This window comes from Nocardia sp. bgisy118, assembly GCF_057708605.1.
This window is the reverse complement of sequence record NZ_JBYISM010000024.1, coordinates 13,073-31,966: the sequence shown is the minus strand read 5'-3', so window position 1 is coordinate 31,966 and position 18,894 is coordinate 13,073. Positions and strand designations below refer to the sequence as shown.

13 protein-coding genes and 3 pseudogenes are annotated in these 18,894 nt (G+C 64.3%); 6 read left to right on the top strand and 10 right to left on the bottom strand.

Annotated elements, in window-relative coordinates:
• Positions 1-406: 406 nt before the first annotated feature.
• Together AC3EO7_RS26105 and AC3EO7_RS26100 are read right to left on the bottom strand one after the other, a co-directional pair.
• Positions 407-2,075 (bottom strand): annotated as a pseudogene (locus AC3EO7_RS26105) (long-chain-fatty-acid--CoA ligase).
• 191 nt (positions 2,076-2,266) lie between these two features.
• Positions 2,267-4,206 (bottom strand): annotated as a pseudogene (locus AC3EO7_RS26100) (fumarylacetoacetate hydrolase family protein).
• A gap of 110 nt (positions 4,207-4,316) precedes the next feature.
• On the opposite strand from AC3EO7_RS26100, the gene AC3EO7_RS26095 reads away from it, so the two are divergent.
• Positions 4,317-4,865, top strand: coding sequence for a helix-turn-helix domain-containing protein (locus AC3EO7_RS26095; RefSeq protein WP_435592631.1), 549 nt, complete (start codon positions 4,317-4,319; stop codon positions 4,863-4,865).
• Here the strand turns inward: AC3EO7_RS26095 and AC3EO7_RS26090 are convergent.
• Positions 4,750-6,285 (bottom strand): class I adenylate-forming enzyme family protein, encoded by a 1,536-nt coding sequence (locus AC3EO7_RS26090; RefSeq protein WP_435592630.1) that lies wholly within the window; start codon positions 6,283-6,285, stop codon positions 4,750-4,752. The genes AC3EO7_RS26095 and AC3EO7_RS26090 overlap by 116 nt on opposite strands.
• A gap of 217 nt (positions 6,286-6,502) precedes the next feature.
• Between AC3EO7_RS26090 and AC3EO7_RS26085 the strand changes: the two genes are divergently transcribed.
• The gene (locus tag AC3EO7_RS26085) at positions 6,503-7,087 is read left to right on the top strand and encodes a TetR/AcrR family transcriptional regulator (RefSeq protein ID WP_431972612.1); all 585 of its coding nucleotides are present in this window, start codon (positions 6,503-6,505) and stop codon (positions 7,085-7,087) included.
• A gap of 230 nt (positions 7,088-7,317) precedes the next feature.
• On the opposite strand, the gene AC3EO7_RS26080 is transcribed toward AC3EO7_RS26085, so the two are convergent.
• From AC3EO7_RS26080 to AC3EO7_RS26070, 3 genes and pseudogenes are all read right to left on the bottom strand, one after another.
• Complete coding sequence (locus tag AC3EO7_RS26080; protein WP_435592629.1) at positions 7,318-8,331, bottom strand: MBL fold metallo-hydrolase; 1,014 nt, start codon at positions 8,329-8,331, stop codon at positions 7,318-7,320.
• A gap of 85 nt (positions 8,332-8,416) precedes the next feature.
• Entirely contained in the window at positions 8,417-9,373 is a 957-nt protein-coding gene (locus tag AC3EO7_RS26075; protein WP_431972605.1) for a fumarylacetoacetate hydrolase family protein, read from the bottom strand.
• A 473-nt stretch (positions 9,374-9,846) separates the two neighbouring features.
• Positions 9,847-10,334, bottom strand: a pseudogene (locus AC3EO7_RS26070) (SDR family NAD(P)-dependent oxidoreductase); the annotation flags it as partial.
• Here AC3EO7_RS26070 and AC3EO7_RS26065 point away from each other — a divergent pair.
• On the top strand, positions 10,324-10,503 hold the full coding sequence (locus AC3EO7_RS26065; RefSeq protein WP_435592628.1) for a helix-turn-helix domain-containing protein: 180 nt from the start codon (positions 10,324-10,326) through the stop codon (positions 10,501-10,503). The pseudogene AC3EO7_RS26070 and the gene AC3EO7_RS26065 sit on opposite strands and share 11 nt — an antisense overlap.
• A 106-nt stretch (positions 10,504-10,609) precedes the next feature.
• On the opposite strand, the gene AC3EO7_RS26060 is transcribed toward AC3EO7_RS26065, so the two are convergent.
• The 3 genes from AC3EO7_RS26060 to AC3EO7_RS26050 all read right to left on the bottom strand — a co-directional run bounded on the left by AC3EO7_RS26060 (position 10,610) and on the right by AC3EO7_RS26050 (position 13,134).
• Entirely contained in the window at positions 10,610-11,227 is a 618-nt protein-coding gene (locus AC3EO7_RS26060; RefSeq protein WP_431972598.1) for a hypothetical protein, read from the bottom strand.
• A 533-nt stretch (positions 11,228-11,760) separates the two neighbouring features.
• Complete coding sequence (locus AC3EO7_RS26055; RefSeq protein ID WP_488186287.1) at positions 11,761-12,036, bottom strand: recombinase family protein; 276 nt, start codon at positions 12,034-12,036, stop codon at positions 11,761-11,763.
• A gap of 258 nt (positions 12,037-12,294) precedes the next feature.
• Positions 12,295-13,134, bottom strand: coding sequence for a LysR family transcriptional regulator (locus AC3EO7_RS26050; RefSeq protein WP_431972596.1), 840 nt, complete (start codon positions 13,132-13,134; stop codon positions 12,295-12,297).
• Between the two features lie 105 nt (positions 13,135-13,239).
• On the opposite strand from AC3EO7_RS26050, the gene AC3EO7_RS26045 reads away from it, so the two are divergent.
• The 3 genes from AC3EO7_RS26045 to AC3EO7_RS26035 all read left to right on the top strand — a co-directional run bounded on the left by AC3EO7_RS26045 (position 13,240) and on the right by AC3EO7_RS26035 (position 15,350).
• Complete coding sequence (locus tag AC3EO7_RS26045; RefSeq protein WP_431972595.1) at positions 13,240-13,965, top strand: SDR family NAD(P)-dependent oxidoreductase; 726 nt, start codon at positions 13,240-13,242, stop codon at positions 13,963-13,965.
• Positions 13,966-14,038: 73 nt separating this feature from the next.
• Positions 14,039-14,962: an NADP-dependent oxidoreductase gene (locus tag AC3EO7_RS26040; protein ID WP_435592627.1), complete on the top strand. Its 924-nt coding sequence runs from the start codon at positions 14,039-14,041 to the stop codon at positions 14,960-14,962.
• 43 nt (positions 14,963-15,005) lie between these two features.
• Positions 15,006-15,350, top strand: a complete 345-nt coding sequence (locus AC3EO7_RS26035) for a transposase (protein WP_435592626.1) — start codon at positions 15,006-15,008, stop codon at positions 15,348-15,350.
• Positions 15,351-15,468: 118 nt separating this feature from the next.
• Here AC3EO7_RS26035 and AC3EO7_RS26030 read toward each other — a convergent pair whose 3' ends face one another.
• Complete coding sequence (locus AC3EO7_RS26030; protein ID WP_435592625.1) at positions 15,469-18,816, bottom strand: DUF4185 domain-containing protein; 3,348 nt, start codon at positions 18,814-18,816, stop codon at positions 15,469-15,471.
• Between the last annotated feature and the right edge of the window lie 78 nt (positions 18,817-18,894).

Below are 18,894 nucleotides of genomic sequence, written 5' to 3'. Positions count from 1 at the left end.
GGCGTCGGCACTCCTCCTCCACTCCGTTCTTGCGGCTCAGCCTCGATGCCCGGCTCATGGCCGGACCGCCTCTTTTTCTTCACATCGTCGTCTTCGAGACCGCCTCGCGGCAGGGCCGAAGGTCCACCCCTCACCGGGCCGACCGGCCTGACTGCCAGGGTCCGATGCGCGCCCCGTTGATCGGTACCGCGCCGAGCATCCACCACGAGCCGTGAGGATCTGGTCGCGGGTCTCGCGGGGTTTGTTTTCCGGCGGCGCGGACCGAACCACGGGAGCCGCTTCGAGCAGGTCGGTACCCACCGATGCGAAGCGCTGTTCGAAGGCTGTCTGGTCGGCGGGTACCGGTTGCATGCTCACGCCAGCGGCGCTGTTCGCCCCTGTGACGTGCGTTCAGCACAGTCGTTGTTCACTGAGCGTCCTCGTAGAGATCGGAGTACTGGGTGCGCATGATCTTCTTGTCGAGCTTCCCGACGCTGGTACGCGGCAGCTCCTCGACGAACAGGACCGTTTCCGGCAGTTGCCATTTGGCGAATCCGCCCCTCGAGCAACTCGTGGATCTCGATGAGCGGCATTTCGTTTCCATCCACCGTGACCACGAGCGCGACCAGGCGCTCCTGCCACTTCGGGTGCGGCACACCGATCACCGCGGCCTCGGCCACCATCGGATGCCCGGCGATGGCGTTCTCCATATCGATCGAGGAGATCCACTCGCCACCGCTCTTGATCACGTCCTTGATCCGGTCGGTCAGCTCGAGGTACCCGTTTTCGTCGATGCGGCCCACATCCCCACTGCGCCAATAGCCTTCGTGGAATCGGTCGCCGTCGTCGGGCAGCTGGTGATACCGCTCGATGATCCACGGGCCGCGCACCAGGACCTCGCCCTGCGCGACACCGTCGTGCGGCAGATCATTGCCTTCCGCGTCCACGATCCGAATATCGACACCGACGGCCGTAATGCCCTGGGAGCGTTTGAGATCCCACTGCTCGTCCTCGGTGAGAGTGTCGCGCAGCGCGGGTTTCAGCGCGCCGTTCGCGGCGACGATGGGCGTCGTCTCGGTAGCCCCGTAGCCGTGCACGATGTCCGCGCCGGTCAATTCGTAGAAGCCGCGCATCATCGACAACGGCGGTTCGGTCGCGCCCGAGAGCAATCTGGCACGGCTGAAGTCCGGCTTGACGTCGAGGGTTCGGATGTAGTCGAGCATGGGCCCGAAGATCGCGGGTGCGCCATTGGCTATGGTGACGTTCTCGGCGATCATCTCATCCACCAGGACCGAGGTGTCCTGCGCCAGATTACGCCCGGGGAGGACGATCTTGGCCGCGCTGTACACACCGGACTGCGGCAGTCCCCACGACTGTCCATGGAACATGGGGGTAATGAGCATGATCGCGTCGTCGGCGGTAATGCTCAAGGCCGCGGCCTGCGCCACAGCGTGCAGATACATTCCGCGATGCGAGTAGTAGACGCCCTTGGGGCGGCCGGTGGTCCCGGTGGTGTAACAGGCACTGTAGGTGGAGGTTTCGTCGATCATCGGCCACTCGATCTCGGTGTCGGCGGTGGCCATCAGGTCCTCGAAATGGTGCACGTTCGACAGGGTGGTCGAGATCTCGGCCATCGGCCGGTCGGACATGATCACCCAGCCTTCGACGCCGACTCCTTGGGCGGCAAGGGATTCCGCTACCGGTAGCAAGGTCTCGTCGACCAACACGAAGCGGGCCGCACTGTGCTCGACCACGTACCCGAGGTCCTCGGGGGACAATCGCAGATTCATTTGCAGCATCGCCGCCGCGAGCCCCGGGATCGCCCAGTACAGCTCGAAATGCCGCCTGCTGTTCCAGTCCAGGACCCCGACCATGTCGGCGGGTCCGATACCGAGTCCGCGAAGGACGTTGGCGGCCTTGCGAATCCGAACGTACGCATCGCGGTAGGTGTAGCGATCCCAGCCGCCGTCTGCGGTCCGGAAGACGATCTCCTGTTCGGGGTACGTGCGGGCGGCGTGCCGAATGAGTGTCGTGGTGTTGAGCTGGTAGTGGTCGCCGTGCGTCGACGGTAGGCCCTTGACGATCTCGTATGTCATTGCGTACTCCTGGAAATTCGTTCGATAATGGTGGCGTTCGCGGCGCCCGTCGCCTCGCAGATCGTCTGCGGACTCGCATCACCTGGAATCACAGCGATTCCGGCGCTGGCGAACTGCGCGGCGAAGGCGGGCAGAGCCTGGTCGTGAACTGCTGACAAACCATGCGCCATCTTGTTGCGCGGATGAGTGATCTAGCTGCGGTGCTTGGCGTCCCAGTCGGCCTGCATGGTCAGCAGGGCCACGATAGGCAGTTCGGGTGTGTCGGGGTCCAGTTCCCGGTAACGGACGTAGACGTTGTTGACGATGCGCTCGGCATCCAACCAGTCCTTGAATGGGCCCAGGTCGATCTGGTGGACCGCCTCGGCCACCGGCAGCCCGGCGTGGAAGGCGACATCGGACTGTTCGATCACCATTTCCCAGTATTCCTTTACCGCGCGTATGGCCTCGACGCCGACAACCGGGCCATGCCCGGGAATTACGACCGAGGGTCCGAGGTCGATCATGCGTTCGCAGGCAGCGACCCAGTTCGAGATCGGCCCCGCCCACACGATCGGTGAACTGCCAGCGAAAACCAGATCGCCTGTGAACAGCACACCGGCGTCGGGAACGAACGCGACCGTGTCGGCGGTAGTGTGGGCGGGACCGAGATCGTGGAGTTCGACTGTGCGGCTACCTACCTCGACGGTCAGCGACGTGTCGAAGGTCTGATCGGCATTGCGCACCGCGATGCTGCCCCAATCATGACCACCGAACCGTTCCCGCAGCCAGGGGCTGGCAACCGGGCCGAGATCCATGGAGGCGACGAAAGCCATCATCTGTGGATTCATCTCGTGCGCGAGCTCCTCAGCACTGCCGGCCGCCGCGAGGATGTTCACCGACTCGTCGAGCAGTTGATTGCCGTAACAGTGATCGCCATTGGCATGAGTGAACAGCGCCGTGGTGATGGGACGTGCCGACGTGATCGGCACCATTGCATCGAGCATCGCTCGAGTCAGCTGCAAATCGTAGAGCGTATCGATGAGCATCGACGCGTTGTCTCCGGCGATCAGTCCCGCATTGCTGAGGCCGTATCCACCGTCGGGTTGAATCCACGCCCACACATCGCGGCCGACTTCATGCAGTCCATGGGTGAACGGCAGCAGCGGTTTCAGCGGGTTGGGGCGCCGCACGACGACGGGGACATCGGGATTCACCCGTGCCGGTAGCGGTTCGGGGCAGTGGGATGCGCGCACGTCTGGCGGGTCTGACCGAGACCTTCGACGGTCAAGGTGACCACATCGCCGTCTCGCAGCCATCCGCGCCAGTTGTCGATGTCATCGAGCCGGAAATGCTCCAGCAGCGTGCACAGCGGCACCGTGCCCGACCCGAATACCTCTCCGGCGACGATCGGAACACCTCGCGACGCGAATGAGATCACCTCTGCGAAACTCCAGTCCATCGGCGCGGTCGACCGCGTGCCGATCACCGTGTCGTTGATCATGGCCGTCACGGTCAGATCCAACTGTCCGTCGCGCATGTACGGCTCCAGATCATCGGGGGTGACCAGATATGGGCCCAGGGTGATGCCGCTGTCCTTTCCCTTTGCCTGCCCGATGGCCATCTGTGCGTCAAGGGCCTGCAGATCTCGCGCCGACCAGTCGTTGACGATCGTGTAGCCGATGATGGCGTCCTGCGCCTGCGAAACGGTGAGATCCTTGCCGCCGACGCCGACGATGGCACCGATCTCCAGTTCGAAATCCTGCCAGGCGGTTCCGGGCGCCATCGGCGCGTCGTCGAAGGGCCCGAGAATGGTGGTCGGGCACCGGAACGCGAAAGCGGGTATCCGGTAGAAGACGTCTTTGAGGACGCGGCCCTGCCCGACCGCTTCCTGATAGTTGCGTACGTGGTCGAGATAGCACAGTGCATCGCGAAACACAGGTGGTCGCTCGATGGGCGCCAACAGATGGGCCTGCGCCAGACTCACCACCTCCGCCGGAGACTGCCGGGCAGCCTGCCCGAGCTCATGCAGCACTTCGGCGCCTCGGCCGATCACGTCGATCAAGGCCAGTCCTGTCGGCAGGGCGTGAATCGCGTCGCCGACCACGACTCCGGCACGGTCCCCTTCGTCGGACCGGTACATCACATAGCGCATCGAACACCTTTCGCCTGTGTTGGCTAACACAGAATAGGCTATCAAGCATTGCAAAGGTCTTCCAACATAGGACAGAGGAGCTTCTCCAGTGGCGCGGAAGGACGACAGCGATGAGCGACACCCATCCTCGGCGAAACGCCGGTATCGGCACGATCGTGCAGGTGGCGTTGGACCTGTTCATCCACAACGGTTATCGCGCCACCACTCTCGAGGCGATCGAGCGACGTTCGGGCATCAGCAGTTGCGCTATCGCGTGGCACTTCGGGAGCAAGCGCGGCTTGCCGCTGGCCGTACGCACGCCGCGGCCCTTTCCGACCTTCATGCCACCCCTCCCGTGGCGCGCTGCGCGGCCGACGTGCGCGCATGCTAGGCGGAGTGGCTCAGCCACATCCGATCGCGGTTTCCGATCTGATCGAAGACCACATGCTTCGAGCCTCTTCGCCCCCGATCCTCGCGCGTGGTCCGAAAACCCGATCCGCTGCGATGCTGATCGCTTTCCCGACAGAGGCTTTGCGAGTCACGGGAGATGCAGCACCGCCGCTGTTACGGCGCGGCCTTACGTACCCCTGAAGACGCGGCCCCGAGTCGGTGCTTTTGCACTTTGCCCACCGCGGTGTGCGGCAGGGAGCCAACGATGTCGACGACGCTCGGGACTTTGAAGTCGGCGAGATGCCGGGTGCAGTAGGCGATGATGTCTTCGCCGGTGACATCGCCGTGTCCTGGCTCGAGCACCACGAACGCTCTGATCCGCTCGTCGCGCACCGGATCGGGTTCGCCCACCACGGCGCACTCGAACACACCGGGATGCAAATTGACCACACGTTCGACCTCGGCGGCGGCAACATTCTCGCCGGCGCGTTTGATCATGTTCTTCTTCCGGTCGACTATCGAGAAGTAGCCGTGTTCATCGATGGTGACCAGATCGCCCGTGCGCAGCCAACCATCGAGAAAAGCCTCGGCGGTTGCCGTCTCGTCATGCAGGTAGCCAGCCATCAGTGTCGATCCGGGGCTGCCCGCGACGAGAAGCTCGCCGATCTCACCGATCTCGGCATCGCGCCCGTCGGCGGTCAGCACGCGCACTGCGCCCGTGCGCACGGGCAGACCGACGGTCATGTTGTCCCGGCGATCGTGAAGCGGATTCATCAGCACCGGCGCGATGGTCTCGGTCATGCCATAGATCTGCACCAACGCCGTGTCGAAGCGGTGCTGAAATTCCTCGAGCTGGCCCGGTGTGAGGTTTTGGGCAAAGATGGTGGCGCGCAACGACGTAGGCGTGTCGGGTCCTTGCTGTGCCAGGATCATTCTCATCGGTGCGGCGAACAGGCTGGCCAAGGTGGCTGCGCTGCGACGGATCTGAGCGGGCCAGCGGGTAGCCGAGAATCGTGGGGCGACGGCCACAGAGGCGCCGGTTACCAGTGCCGACATCACGCAGTAATACTGGGCGTTGGCATGGAACAACGGCAAGCAGACCATCCAGCGGTCATCGGGACGCATCCGCAGATGATTGGCCACCACCGTCCCGGCTTCCACGTAGTTGGCATGGGTGACCACGACGCCTTTCGGCCGGCCGGTGGTTCCCGAGGTGTACATCACCGCCAGCGGCCACTCGGGACCCACCGTCGCGTTGGGGGGCGAGGATCCCTGCGAGTGGGCCTCGAAGTCGGCCCCGCAGGTGATGACCGGCACCCCCAGGTCGGCAGGTAGCTCAGCGCCGCGCTCTTGCCCGCATATCAGCAAGCGACATTGCGCATGACCGATGATGAAGGCGATCTCGTCGACGCTGCTGCGCGGACTGATCGGAACGATCACCGCGCCGAGAAGAGCAGCCCCGAACCAGCAGGCGAAGAATTCGCGGCAGTTGTCAGTCATGACCGCGAATGTCGCTCCGGCACCCACGCCGGCATTGGCGAGCAGCCGCGCTCCCGACTGCGCCATCTCCCATGCCTGGGCGTAGCTGAGGTCGTCGCTGTCGTTGTCGTGCAGGAAGCTCGAGAACACGGCATCAGGCTCATGGTCTGCCCGGTAGGACAGCAGCCGTGACACAGTGCGGGCGCCAGACGGGTAGGACGTGTTCATCATTGCGGCGCGGCGACCTCCTTCGAATCTCGTGACGACAAAGAGCGTCGTAGATCAATCAACATATCCTATGTCAGCCGACATAGGTAGCGGTAACTCGACCTCCTCGTCACATATCGGGCCGCGAGCACTACCTATGTCATCCATCGCAGCACATGTCGAGTAGCATGGAATAGGCATGGCGATCGGTAACTGTGACAGAAGGAGGTCGGTCGTGGCGATGAGCCGTCGTGAGGCGACCAGCCAAGAAAGCCGTCAGATCCTGCTGCGGGCGGCTGCCGAATTGTTCGCCGAGAACGGTTACCGCGCAACGACCTTCGAACACATCGCCGAACGTTCTGGCATCAGCCGCGGCTCGATTCCATGGCACTTCGGCAATAAGGAGGGGCTACTCAAGGCGGTCATCGATGACATCCGCACCACGGGAATCGGAGCCGCAGGAGCCGTCACCTCGTTCGAGGATGCTCTCGACCAGCTGTTCGAGCACATCCGGCAGCCCACTAGCAGGCTGGCCATCACGCTGCTGGCCGAGGCTATCGAGCCTGATTCACCGCTTACTGCGGTGTGCGCTGACCTTCAGGCCACTCTGCGAAAGTGGCTGGCCGACAGTCTCGGCGGGGTCACGCTGCCATCAGGGATGAACGAAGATACCTTTATCACCGTAGTACACGGCTCCATCATCGGAGTCCATCAGCAGTGGCGGGTTGCACCCGAGGCGATCGACCTGGACACGGCGTGCGCTGCGATCAAGACGCTCTTCGTGGCCAGCACCAAGCCGCGCCGCAAGCAATCCGAGCGCAGTTGATTCCTGCGTGGGGCAGCGCGGGCTGACGCAGCGCATGCCATCATCAGATCCATGTCGTCGTCATCCCGGCTCGCTGGGCGGAGCCCCGAGCAAGCGATCTCGGAAGCTCAGCGGCACACCGGAGATCACGCGGAACCTTGTATCGCGCAAAGTGAGTCTTGACATAGCTTCTGGTGACGACGACACAGCTGCGACCCAGTCGTGCCCGCAGATACGGCGCACGCATCGCTTCACCGCCCCTGAGAGAACTCGAGCTGAAGCCGGCGGGTATCGCTGAAGGCCGCCACCCGCTGACGCAACGTCGGCGTCGACAGCTCGCGCCCCAGCCATTCCCGCCAAGCGGTGTGCAGTGTGATCGCGATCCGCTCGGGGTGGAGCCATGACGCCCACCTGTTGCGTCCGTCAGGGGACGCCAACAGCCGCCGCCCAGCTTCCAATGGCGTGAGCCCAGCGTCGAAGCAGGCGCGCCCGTCGGTCGTGATCCACTGCCAGTACGCGGCCAGTTCCCCCACATCCCGTTTCGTCGCAAGCGGACCGTGCCCGGGCACATACGTGTCAGCTTCCAGAGCCATCATGCGCTCCAACGCACCGATCCAGTTGCTCAGCGGACCATGCCATGCCACCGGCGTGGACCCCAAGAACAGCAGATCGCCGCCGAACACTACGCCGACGTCGGGGGCATAGACGATGACGTCACCGGCGGTGTGGGCCGGGCCTTCCTCACGCAGTTGCAACGCCCGTCCGCCCATACTCAGAACCCTCTTGCCGGTGAACGTCACACTAGGAACACGCTTTTCGGGCGACGGCTGCACACCGGCGAGGGCCTCACCGATGATGCAAAACGGATGCGCGATGCGCCGAACGGGGACACGGGACAGCACGCGTGACGCCGACACCACCAACGATGCCTGCCTGGGCGGGTTGTCGTGCTTGATCTCCTCTAATGTCGCCTCACTGGAAATGATGTCGGCATGAGACGGCAGACAGTCGCTACCCCACCAATGGTCGGCATCGCCGTGAGTGATCACCGCAGACTCGATCGGCGCGCGCCGGACGTGAGGTTCGAACAGCCGCATCATCTCCTGCCCGCGCCGTTCGTCCCACGGCGTGTCTATGACGACCGAAGCGTCTGCACCGGCGATGAGGCCGGTATTGGTCTGGCCCCACGATCCAGGTAACCGCAACAACGCCCAGGTGCCTTGCCCGATCTGCACGAGTTCGGCGGGCGCATCGGATGGCGCCATGAGCAGTCTCCCTTCTGTATTGATCGACAGACGCTCGCGGGCGTCGAGCGACGAGCGCCTCGCCCCAGGCGAACTGCTGCCGCGTTCAGACCTGTGGTTTGGTCAGCGTCCGCAGGGGATGCGGGTCAGCGCTGCCAACGACCTTCTGTCGAGTTTCGCCGAGATGATCGACGCGCAACGTCACTAGGTCGCCCTCCTGCAACCAGCGGAAGGCCGTGGGATCGGTGTCGCCCAGGTGCTCGACCAAGGTGCACGTTGGGACCGTGCCAGAGCCGAAGACCTCACCAGCCCGCAACGGCACACCACGTGAGGCGAACGAGATCATTTCGGCAAGAGTCCAATCCGCTGACGACAGCGAGCCCGATCCGATCACCTCATCATTGACCAACGCGGTCACGGAAAGATTCAACCGGCCATCAGCGAAGTACTCCTCGAGTTCATCGGGCGTGACCAAGAACGGGCCCAGCGTCGTGCCGCAATCCTTGCCCTTGGCCTGCCCCAGTCCCAACTGCTGATCGGCGAGTTGATGGTCACGGCCCGTCCAGTCGTTGAACAGCGTGTAGCCAACGATGGCGCGCTGGGCCTCCTCAACTGTCAGATTCGGCCCTGTTCCATACACCACGGCCGCAATTTCGAGTTCGAAGTCGGCTGCCATCGTGCCGGGAGCCTTCGGCGCATCGTCGAAGGGGCCGAGAATCGTCGAGTTGCAGCCGATGTAGAACGCCGGGCGCTGATACCACGTGTCGTTGAGATCCCGGTTGCCGGCCAGAACCAGCTGACAGTTGCGCATGTGGTCCAAGAAGCACAGGCAATCACGCAGCGCCGGCGGATTGGAAATGGGCGCACCCAGTGTGACATCGGCCAGAGCCGCCACGTGCGCCGGTGACGTGGCGGCCTGCTCGGCAGCCTGAGCGAGCGCGACAGGTCCGGCACCGATCAGGTCCAGCAGAGTCGCGCGTCCCGGCGCGGCGTGAACGTTGTCCCCCACAACCACACCGGCATAGCTTTTCCCCTCGTGCTGATAGGAAGCCCATTTCGCCATCTAGATCACCTCTCGCTGCTTGTATGACATGCGCTATGTTAGCGAACATAGGAAATGTTAGTCAACACGTGCGCGAGGATGCGCCGCCTCCGGTAGGACCGCTGACATGGTCAGATGCGCATAGCGACATAGATGCATGTCACAGCCTCTGGGGCACCTCCATTTGGCTGCCGTTGACGATTTCATAGCCCCTAGCCCCCGGCCTCGGTGTCGCTCAGCAGGGCGCACTACAACCGACAACAGAACGGCTGCCGTCCGCCGAGCCGCAGAAGCTTCCCACTCCCCGCTGCCTCAGCCAACTTCCACGAACCGTGCACGCGCTGTACAGCTACACCTGACGCTTGGTTCAACCAGGACAACCACGGAAAGATCCATCGATGAGATGGCACGTCGCGGCTCCACTCAGGGGTCCGAATGCGCAATTCAGATGCGACTTTCGCCCGATAACATCACGTCAGCCGCATCCAAACCTGCTTGCCGAGTTCGAGCGCCAGCGTCTTGGTGAACCCCTGCAAGCCGGCCTTGGCCGCCCCGTAGTTGACCTGTCCGCGGTTGCCCGGCGCCGAGGTGCTCGACGGGTTCACGATCCGGCCGAAACCCGCTGCGGTCATGCACTTCTGGGTCGCCCGGCCCATCAGGAAGGAGCCGCACAGGTGCACGTTCATCACGGTGTCCCAGTCGTCGGTGGCCATCCGGAACTGGAGGTTGTCGTGGATGACGCCCGCGTTGTTGACCTTGACGGTGGGCGTGCGAGTTCGGCGACGAGGCGTTCGACCGCGGCCTCGACGGAGACGTCCGCGCCGGCGTCGAGGGCACGGCCGCCCGCACTTTCGATCTCCTCGACGACCGGCTTGCAAGCTGCCTCGTCGAGGTCGATCACGACCACGGCCAGGCGGCAGGCGACGGCAGCCGCCAGGCCCGCGCGATACTTCACCCGCCCCGATGCATCGGTGTCCTCGATCGCTCGCCTGCTCGGGGTGTCCCGGTCGACGCTCTACAAGTACGTGCCCGAACTCGGCAAGCAGCTGGCGGCCGGTGAGGACCGCCAGATGCCGGACGGCGCCACGGACGACGAGCCACTGCCGTCGCACCGCGCGACGGGGCATGAGCAACATCCGCGCGGAAAGTAACGCAAGGCCGTTCCCGCAGATAAGTGCGGGCCCCCGCTCTCATGAGCGGGGGCCCACCCTCTGTGCATCAGCGCAGTCCATGGCCGGTGAGGGCCCTATCGACTGCTCAATTCCATCCGTTGGGCAGGCTACCGCCGAAGTTGCTCCGGACCCAGGTGGCGATGTTTTGTGTCTGGGCTGGCCAGTCGGTGTGCCACACCTGGTTGCCGTTGATCAGCGCGGCGTTCTTCGTGCTCCACGGCAGTTGCATGGCCGCATCGACCTTGTCCCAGGAGGGGAAGTGGCCGGTGAAGTTGCGCCCGACCCATTCCCCGATCTCGACCGTGTGGCCTGGCCAGTCGGTGTGCCACACCTGATCGCCGTTGAACAGCGCCGCGTTCTTCTCGTCCCAGGGGAGCTTGCAGGAAGCATCGATCTTGGTCCAGTCCGGCAGCTTCCCCGTGAAGTTGCGGGAGGCCCAGTCCGCGATGCTCAGCGTCTGACCCGACCAGTCGGTGTGCCATACCTGATCGCCGTTGAACAGCGCGGCGTTCTTCGTGCTCCACGGCAGTTGCATGGCCGCATCGACCGACTTCCAGGAGGGAAGGTTACCGGTGAAGTTGCGCCCGACCCATTCCGCGATGCTCAGCGTCTGACCCGACCAGTCGGTGTGCCACACCTCATCGCCCTTGATCAACGCCGCGTTCTTCACGTCCCACGGGAGCTTGCAGGATGCACTGATCATCTCTCTTCCTCCTCTGAATCTGCCGGGTCATCGGTCCGATGACCGCTGGGACCGCACAGTAGAAAGGCTGAGCTGGATGCTCCTTGACCGATTCGATCCTTGACGAATTTCGCGTCGACTTCCGCGGCCGACCGAGACCGCGCACCGCCCAGGCCGATCACCTTCATGATCGACCGTCCCGTTCCCAAAGTGGCCGGTCAGGACAAGTCCGACATCCGTGTCGATATCAAAGCCAATATACGACGTACGACCTGCAGGTGTTCGACGGTTGACGTGACCGACAAGGCAAGCGGAAAGCCGCCACCGAATCCGGAGTACTACACCGCCGCTGAGAGACAGAGTTGCTTCATAAGCTGGTCTGACCTCGAAGCAAGTATGTACCGATAAGGACCCGAATCATCTCCTTTCAGCTGAAATACCACTTTGACCAGGAAACGGACGGTGCATGCCTCGTTCAGTCGGTGGTCGGCTCGCAGGTAGCTGTAGACGGTTTCGCGGCGGATGCCGAACTCGTTGGGCAGCACGGACTTTCGTTACCCGGCTGCGGCCCGTTCCCGCCGCTGCTGTGCCTGTTCGGTGGTGAGGGCGGGTTTGCGGCCGGTGTAGGTACCGCGGGCCTTGGCGGCGGCGATGCCCTCGCGTTGGCGTTCCAGGATCAGGGCATGTTCGAACTCGGCGAAGGCACCCATCACCGACAAGGGCAGCTCCTGCTCGTAAGTGAGATCGGTCTGGAAGTCCCAGTCCGGTAACGCAATCAACTGGACCATGGCCCACCAGGTGAAGCTGCTCTCACCAACGTGGTTGGCCATCAACCACTCTCGGAAACCGTTGAGGCCCTGCCCGCCGTGTCGACGTGCGGCTTGGTCATAGCCATCGAGGTAGCACGTCACCCCTCGCAGGGATGTGTAGCCGATGTACATACCGGCCTCAGCCACGCTCACCAGCCGGGAAGTGGGCAACTCGGCCGAGATCGCATGGTTCTTCCGGCCAGCCGTGTACGCGGCGATCGAGTGCTGTGCTGGCCGGTTCGGTCAGCGCGCTATGCGGGCATTTGCGGACGTCGTCGGCTAGAGGCGTATCGCCGTACGGACGAGGTCGGCGACGGCTTTGGATCTGCTGTGTGGTGGCCAGGCGATGACGGTCGTGACGGCCGGTGCGTCCGGCACCGGCACGATGGCGTGACCGTCGCGTAGCTGGGCTCGGAGCGACTCGGGCATGACCGCACAGGCCCGTCCGAGCATGATCAGCTGGGTCAACTGGGTATGGTCGCGAACCTGTGGGCCAGGGCCGTCCGGATAACTTCCATCCCGTCGAGGCCAGCGCGGCAGGGGCAGGTCCGTCAGGGCATTGACCTCGGCCATCGACATGTGGGGTCGATTGGCGAGGGGGTGCCCCGCGGGCAGGACCACGACCTGCTGTTCGGTGTGCAGGTCCTCGGTGTCGAATCCGGCCGTCGTGTCGTAGGGCCGGTGGAGCAGAGCAACATCGGCGCGCCCGTCGCGTAGCAGGCTTTCCGGTTCGCCGGGCCCGCACAGCACCACCTCGACTGCGACAGCGCAGGGGTCGGCGGCGTAGGCGTCCAGCAGCTTCGACAACAGTTCGCTGGACGCTCCTGCCTTGGTGGCCAGCACCACACCGGGCCGGTCGGCAGCGGCGCGGCGGGTGCGGCGCTCGGCCGCTTCGACCGCTTCGAGGGCGAGCCGGGCCTCCCGCAGCAGCACCGACCCGGCCTTGGTCAACGTGATTGCGCGAGCAGTGCGGTGCAGCAGAACGACTCCGAGCCGCCGTTCTAGCTGCTGGATCGCCCGCGACAGCGGTGGTTGCGCCATCGCGAGCCGTTGTGCCGCCCGCCCGAAGTGCAACTCCTCGGCGACAGCGACGAAGTATCGCAACTCCCGAGTCTCCACCACGTCATCGTATCCGGCGCTCACCACGACCAATACCCGTGCGGTATCGCCGCCCACCCAATCGGTCTTGGACGCCCCACCCGAGTCCGCAACATGATCAACGGCATGAGTGAACGGACGATCGCGCTGGTGACCGGCGCGAACAAAGGAATCGGATACGAGATCGCGGCGGGCCTGGGCGCCCTTGGCTGGCGAATTGGTGTGGGCGCGAGGGATCAACAACGCCGCGAGACTGCGGTGGAGAAGCTGCGCGCGGCCGGGACCGATGCGTTCGGCGTGCCGCTCGACGTGGACGACGACGCGAGTGTCGCTGCCGCGGCCGAGCTGATCGCCGACTATGCCGGAGGCCTCGACGTCCTGGTCAACAATGCCGCGATCACCGGCGGTATGCCACAGACACCCACCACGGTCGATCCCGCGACCATGCGAGCTGTCGTGGAAACCAACGTGATCGGCGTCATCCGGGTCACCAACATGATGCTGCCCATGCTGCGCGGCTCGGCATCACCGCGAATCGTCAACATGTCCAGCAGCGTGGGCTCGCTCGCCCTGCAGACCACGCCCGGCATCGACATGGGGCCGATTCCCACCGCGTACTTGGCGTCGAAGACCTTCCTCAACGCCGTCACCATCCAATACGTCAGGGAACTGAGCGACACCAACATCCTGATCAACTCCGGCTGCCCCGGTTTCACCGCCACCGACCTCAACGGCTTCCGAGGCGTCCGCACACCGCAACAGGGAGCGGCGATCGCGATTCACCTCGCGACCCTGCCCGACGACGGACCGACCGGCGGATTCTTCGACGACGCCGGAACAGTGCCCTGGTGACGGCCACACCGGTGCGAACCATTCCCGTTCTCGAAGTCAGCCGCGCATCGCACGCCGGAGGAGAAGCAAGACAATGACAAAAGCAGTCAGGTACGACGAATTCGGCGGAATCGACGTCCTGCGTATCGACGAGGTCGATCGCCCGGTGCCCGCGGCCAGGCAGGTCCTCGTGCAGGTAAGAGCGGCAGGCATCAACCCCGGTGAGGCGGCCATACGCACCGGCGCGATGGCGGACATCTTTCCCTCGACCTTCCCGTCCGGGCAGGGCAGCGATCTCGCCGGAGTTGTCGCCGAGATCGGCGCCGGAGCCGACCGATTCTCGCCCGGCGACGAGGTGATCGGATTCTCCGAGCTGCGGGCCGCCCAGGCCGAGCTGGTCCTGGTCGACGTCGACAACCTCACACCCAAACCGAAGAACGTCTCATGGGAGGTGGCGGGCGGCCTATACGTCGCCGGCGTGACCGCATGGGGGGCAGTGCATTCCGTACAGCTCGAGAAGGGCGAGAGCGTCGTCATCTCCGGAGCAGCCGGAGGAGTCGGCTCGATCGCCGTTCAGCTCGCGCGCCGTACCGGAGCCTCGGTCATCGGCCTGGCGAGCGACAGCAACCACGAGTGGCTGCAAAGCCACAGCGTGATCCCCGTCGCATACGGTGACGGCGTCACGGACCGGATCAAGGCCGCCGCACCCAACGGCATCCATGCCTTCATCGACACCTACGGCGACGGGTACGTCGAACTTGCCCTCGCTCTCGGCGTCGCAATCGAACGGATCGACACCATCGCCGATTTCGCAGCAGCCGCAAAGTATGGGGTCAAGACTGAACCCGGGACCAAGGCCAGGCCGGGCGCCGAGGTGCTCGCCGAATTGGCCGGCCTGATTGCCGACGGACACCTCGAAGTCCCGATCGCGAACGTCTACCCGTTGACGCAGGTTCGTCAGGCCTACACCGAACTCGAACGCAGACACACCCACGGAAAAATCGTGCTGAGGCCCTAGTGTCTCCCAATCGGTATTTCCGGTTCACGGCCGGTAGGTTGTCGTGTCGGGCATCATGTCCGCCGTGGCGGCGACTGTCGGTGATCGGTATCAGGTTCTGACGGACAACCAGTGGGAACTGCTCGAGCTGCTCTTACCGAAATCCGATGGCCGCGTGGGCCGTAACTTCTCCGACAACCGCTTGGTCGTGGAGGGGATGTTGTTCCGGTTGCGGACCGGGATGCCGTGGCGGGACCTGCCCGAGGCATTCGGTCCGTGGCAGACGGTATGGAAACGTCACCGTCGCTACGCACGCTCCCTGCTCACCGAGCTCGCTTGCCCGTCAACAATTCTTCCCGACTCGGGCCGGCAACTGGCCGTGACGGGCAGCCGGATCCACTCGAGATAGCCCTGGCACTTGATATAGCCGGACTCCTGGCGGTAACGGCTACGGCAATACCGCAACCTCCTTCCGCGACATGCTGGACTTAGCACACTCATATGACCTGAGGACGCTCCCCAGACTTCTATCCGACGGGGATCTTGAAGTGCATTGCGCGGTAGGGCCATCCGTCGGCTGTCTTCCATTGCGACACCAGCAGGTGCAGTCCAGCGTCGAGGGTGGATCCGGGGATGATGCTCGGACCGTACAGTTGCGCGATCTTGTCGCCGCCCTGTTCACTCCATGACGAACCCCGCAGCGGTGTGGTCTTGGGCACCAGGTACAGGTTGTCGGTGGGAGTGTCGAGGATGCGCAGGTCGATGTCGTAGCCCCCTATCGTCGAGGCGTCGAAGTTCACCAGAGCCCACTTGTTCTCGATCTTGCGGAGGCACATCTCCCCGAACTTTTCCGCGGAGGGCTCGCGTTCGAGAACCGGTGTCGGCGGATTCCCCCAATTCCATTGTCCGTCACGCCAACCCCAACCGACATAGGCGCCGGGATCGGTGATCTGGTCCTCACGGACGCGGCGCAGGATGACGCCCTTGTCGCGTTGGAAGCCCGTCGAGAAGACGTAGACCCACCCGTCGTCGTCGCGTGCCCACGTCCATAGTTGCGCGAAGCCGCCGTGGAGGCCGGCGTCGAACTGTGCACCGGAGTGCTGCCAGGACTTGCCGTCGTCGGACGACGTCCAGATCTCGGTGCGCACCACGTTGCCGAGGCCTTGGTTGATCATGACGTGCAGGAAGATGTCCTGTCCGATGGTGATGACATCGGAGGGCAGCGCGGTGGTCCCGCCCGCGTGGTCGTAGGGCCACAGCTGGCGGGCGTAGTGCGGATCCGGTCCTGCGGCTTCGTGCCACTCGATGCCGTCGTCCAGGTTCGTCGTCTCCGAGAGCAGCGCCACGGGCGAACGCCAGTCCGCGCTGCCGACCTCGGGGTCGCGGAAGGTGTCACCGAAAACGGCGAGAATCCTCCCCGAGGGTGTCCGGGTCATCACCCCGAGATCGGTCGCGGCCATTCCGAATCGGTCGGTGTGACCGGGTCCGGTCGCATCTTTGATCTTGCGCGCGCCGGTGGCGAGCATTGCCGGCTGCGGGGTCGGCAGTCGCCAGCCGTCCTTGATGACGCCGTACCATTCCCCGGCGTACACATGGCCGGTAATCGGCCAGCCCTTGGCCTGCTGCATCGTCTTCGCGGCGTCCCGAGTGGCGCCGTCGTAAACGCTCGTCTGCGGAATATCGAGCGCTGCCTGCCAACGCTTCAGCCCGTCCTTCGACGATTGCGGCTCGTTTCCGAACAGGTTCGACCACGACTCTTCCGGTCCTTCCAGTGGCCCCCAGTAGTGTCCGTCCGGGAGTGGAAAGCGGTCGGGGTCGTCGGGGACGCTTGCGTACTGCTTGGCCGCGGCGAGGACGACGTCGTAGGGGAAGGTGTCGGGAACATCCCAGTGGGTGCCGTCCTGGAAGCCCTTCAGTTTCACCGACCCGTACGTGTAGTTGTTGTGGCTGGAGACGCCGTGCAGGTCGTTGCCGACACCGGCGATATCGACTCTCTCGATGGGAATGTTGTGGTCCTTCGACACCTTGGCGATGGTGTAGGCCACCATGTCGAGCATCTTGTCGTGCTCGAGCCACGCCTGGCGTTGCTTCGGGTTCGATTCGACGTTGGGCGACGAGCCGGTCCACCGCGGAATCGCGCCGGAGGTGCCGACCAAGGCTATCTGGACCGAAACATGGTTGTCGTCGTCCAGTCCCCGCACCGGCACGCCCCACGCTGCGTTCTTGGTGGAGACGGTCTGAATGATGTGATTGTCGTCGACCATGTAGTGGTACGACCCGTTCTGTTGCCGGGCCTGCCAGTCGGCGACGTTTTCCGCGCGAGTGATCCAGTCTTGATTCTCTGTCGTATGGAGATAGATCCGCTTGTACGGGCCGTGCCCGGAGCGGTGTCCGGGACCGTCGTGCCAAGCGATGTCGTAGCCCTCAGGTGCACGAACGACGATCGGCTCGACGGCGACCGGTACCGGGACGGGAAGCTGGGCGACGTAGTGCCATTGCCCGAAATCCTCTGTGAGCGTGTCGTTGACATCGACGTTGATCCCGGCGACCTTGATGTCGTCGCGCGGGTGGATGAGCCGCTGAAACAGGCAGGCGTGCTCGGAGATCGTCCCCAGCGGCCGACTGCCCAGCCACGTATTCGGCTGCCACAAGTAGCGTTTACCGCTCCCGTCACGGCAGGTGCCGACGACGTCGTCCTCGACCGCCCAGTCGCACGCCAGATACTTGCAATATGCGCCGACGCGCTGCTTGCCCAGCACCGACGCGGCGCCGCGCAGATAATGGCTGGCCATGCTGTTCCACTCCGACAGCGACAGATCGTCGTCGATCGAGAAGAAGATCGGGGCCTCGGGCGGGCCGCCGCAGTGCTTGTGCCACGCGTCGGCTGCCTTGGCATCGGCGACGCCGCCGTCGAAGCCCCGGCGCCAATCCGCGGTCTCGTGCTTGCCCTTCTGCCAGTTGCTGACCAGCGGCATATCGAGCTCGAGATATCCGGCGGCCTCCTCGGGCGTGAGCTTTTTGTTGACCAGGCCGCGTTCGGGCGAGTCCACCAGATAGCGAACCGCCCCGTGATATCCGTCGGCCTTCACCGCGCGAGCCCCCGGCCGTGCCGCCGCGTGATCGACAAGCTGCAGCCGCTCGGTTGGTCGCGTCCCGGGGCCCGTGATTCCCGCGCGCCACGTCGCGGGGTCGATCAGCCCGTCCGGCGTCAACCCGTTGGCGAGTTGAACAGCACGCGCCGCGTCGGCGGTGGCCTTGTCGTAGACGCCGGTCTGTGGCACTCCCTGCGCTCGCTGCCACCGCTGCAGCCCCGCGATCCACTCAGGGCGTTCGCTGCCGTGGCGGCCGGAAATGGACGAATCGGGGCCTTCGAGCGGACCGTAGAAGAACCCGCGCGGGAGCGGGAAATCATCGGAAGCGCCCCCGTCCGTTCCGGGGCCAGGCTGCGTACCGGGGTCGACGGCGTCCTGAAGGAAATCCTGCGGATTCCTGGGGTCTCCGCCGAGACGTCCGGGTGGTCCCCACACCTCGAAATGCAGGTGCGGACCAGTGGATTCGCCCTCCGATCCCACGCTCGCGATCTGCTCGCCTTCCCGGACACGATCGCCCCGCTTCACCAGAATGCTCGCGTGGCGCATGTGTCCGAAGACCAGATCGACGCCATGGGTGTCTTGAGCATCGAGCCACACCCAGTTGCCGAATCCCGACACCGATCCTGGCGGCCGATCCGCACCTTCGATGACCATGCCGTCGATAGGGGCAAAAATGGGCGTGCCGAACGGTGCCGCGAAGTCGATGCCGTCGTGATCGGGCCGCTCCGGAGTCCGGAAACCCGACGAAATCGAGAATGTGCTGTGAACTGGCCTGGTGGTCATGGAAGTCTCCTCAAATGTGGCTTTCGGTGTCGGATTCGGCCAACGCCGAGACACGGGCAGCGGCCTACCCGAAGGCGG

Excerpts from the sequence above, each read along its gene's own strand:
- AC3EO7_RS26095 (WP_435592631.1), top strand. The coding sequence starts at position 4,317 with ATGAGCGACACCCATCCTCGGCGAAACGCCGGTATCGGCACGATCGTG.
- AC3EO7_RS26090 (WP_435592630.1), bottom strand. The coding sequence starts at position 6,285 with ATGATGAACACGTCCTACCCGTCTGGCGCCCGCACTGTGTCACGGCTG.
- AC3EO7_RS26085 (WP_431972612.1), top strand. The coding sequence starts at position 6,503 with ATGAGCCGTCGTGAGGCGACCAGCCAAGAAAGCCGTCAGATCCTGCTG.
- AC3EO7_RS26080 (WP_435592629.1), bottom strand. The coding sequence starts at position 8,331 with ATGGCGCCATCCGATGCGCCCGCCGAACTCGTGCAGATCGGGCAAGGC.
- AC3EO7_RS26075 (WP_431972605.1), bottom strand. The coding sequence starts at position 9,373 with ATGGCGAAATGGGCTTCCTATCAGCACGAGGGGAAAAGCTATGCCGGT.
- AC3EO7_RS26060 (WP_431972598.1), bottom strand. The coding sequence starts at position 11,227 with ATGATCAGTGCATCCTGCAAGCTCCCGTGGGACGTGAAGAACGCGGCG.
- AC3EO7_RS26055 (WP_488186287.1), bottom strand. The coding sequence starts at position 12,036 with ATGGCCAACCACGTTGGTGAGAGCAGCTTCACCTGGTGGGCCATGGTC.
- AC3EO7_RS26045 (WP_431972595.1), top strand. The coding sequence starts at position 13,240 with ATGAGTGAACGGACGATCGCGCTGGTGACCGGCGCGAACAAAGGAATC.
- AC3EO7_RS26040 (WP_435592627.1), top strand. The coding sequence starts at position 14,039 with ATGACAAAAGCAGTCAGGTACGACGAATTCGGCGGAATCGACGTCCTG.
- AC3EO7_RS26030 (WP_435592625.1), bottom strand. The coding sequence starts at position 18,816 with ATGACCACCAGGCCAGTTCACAGCACATTCTCGATTTCGTCGGGTTTC.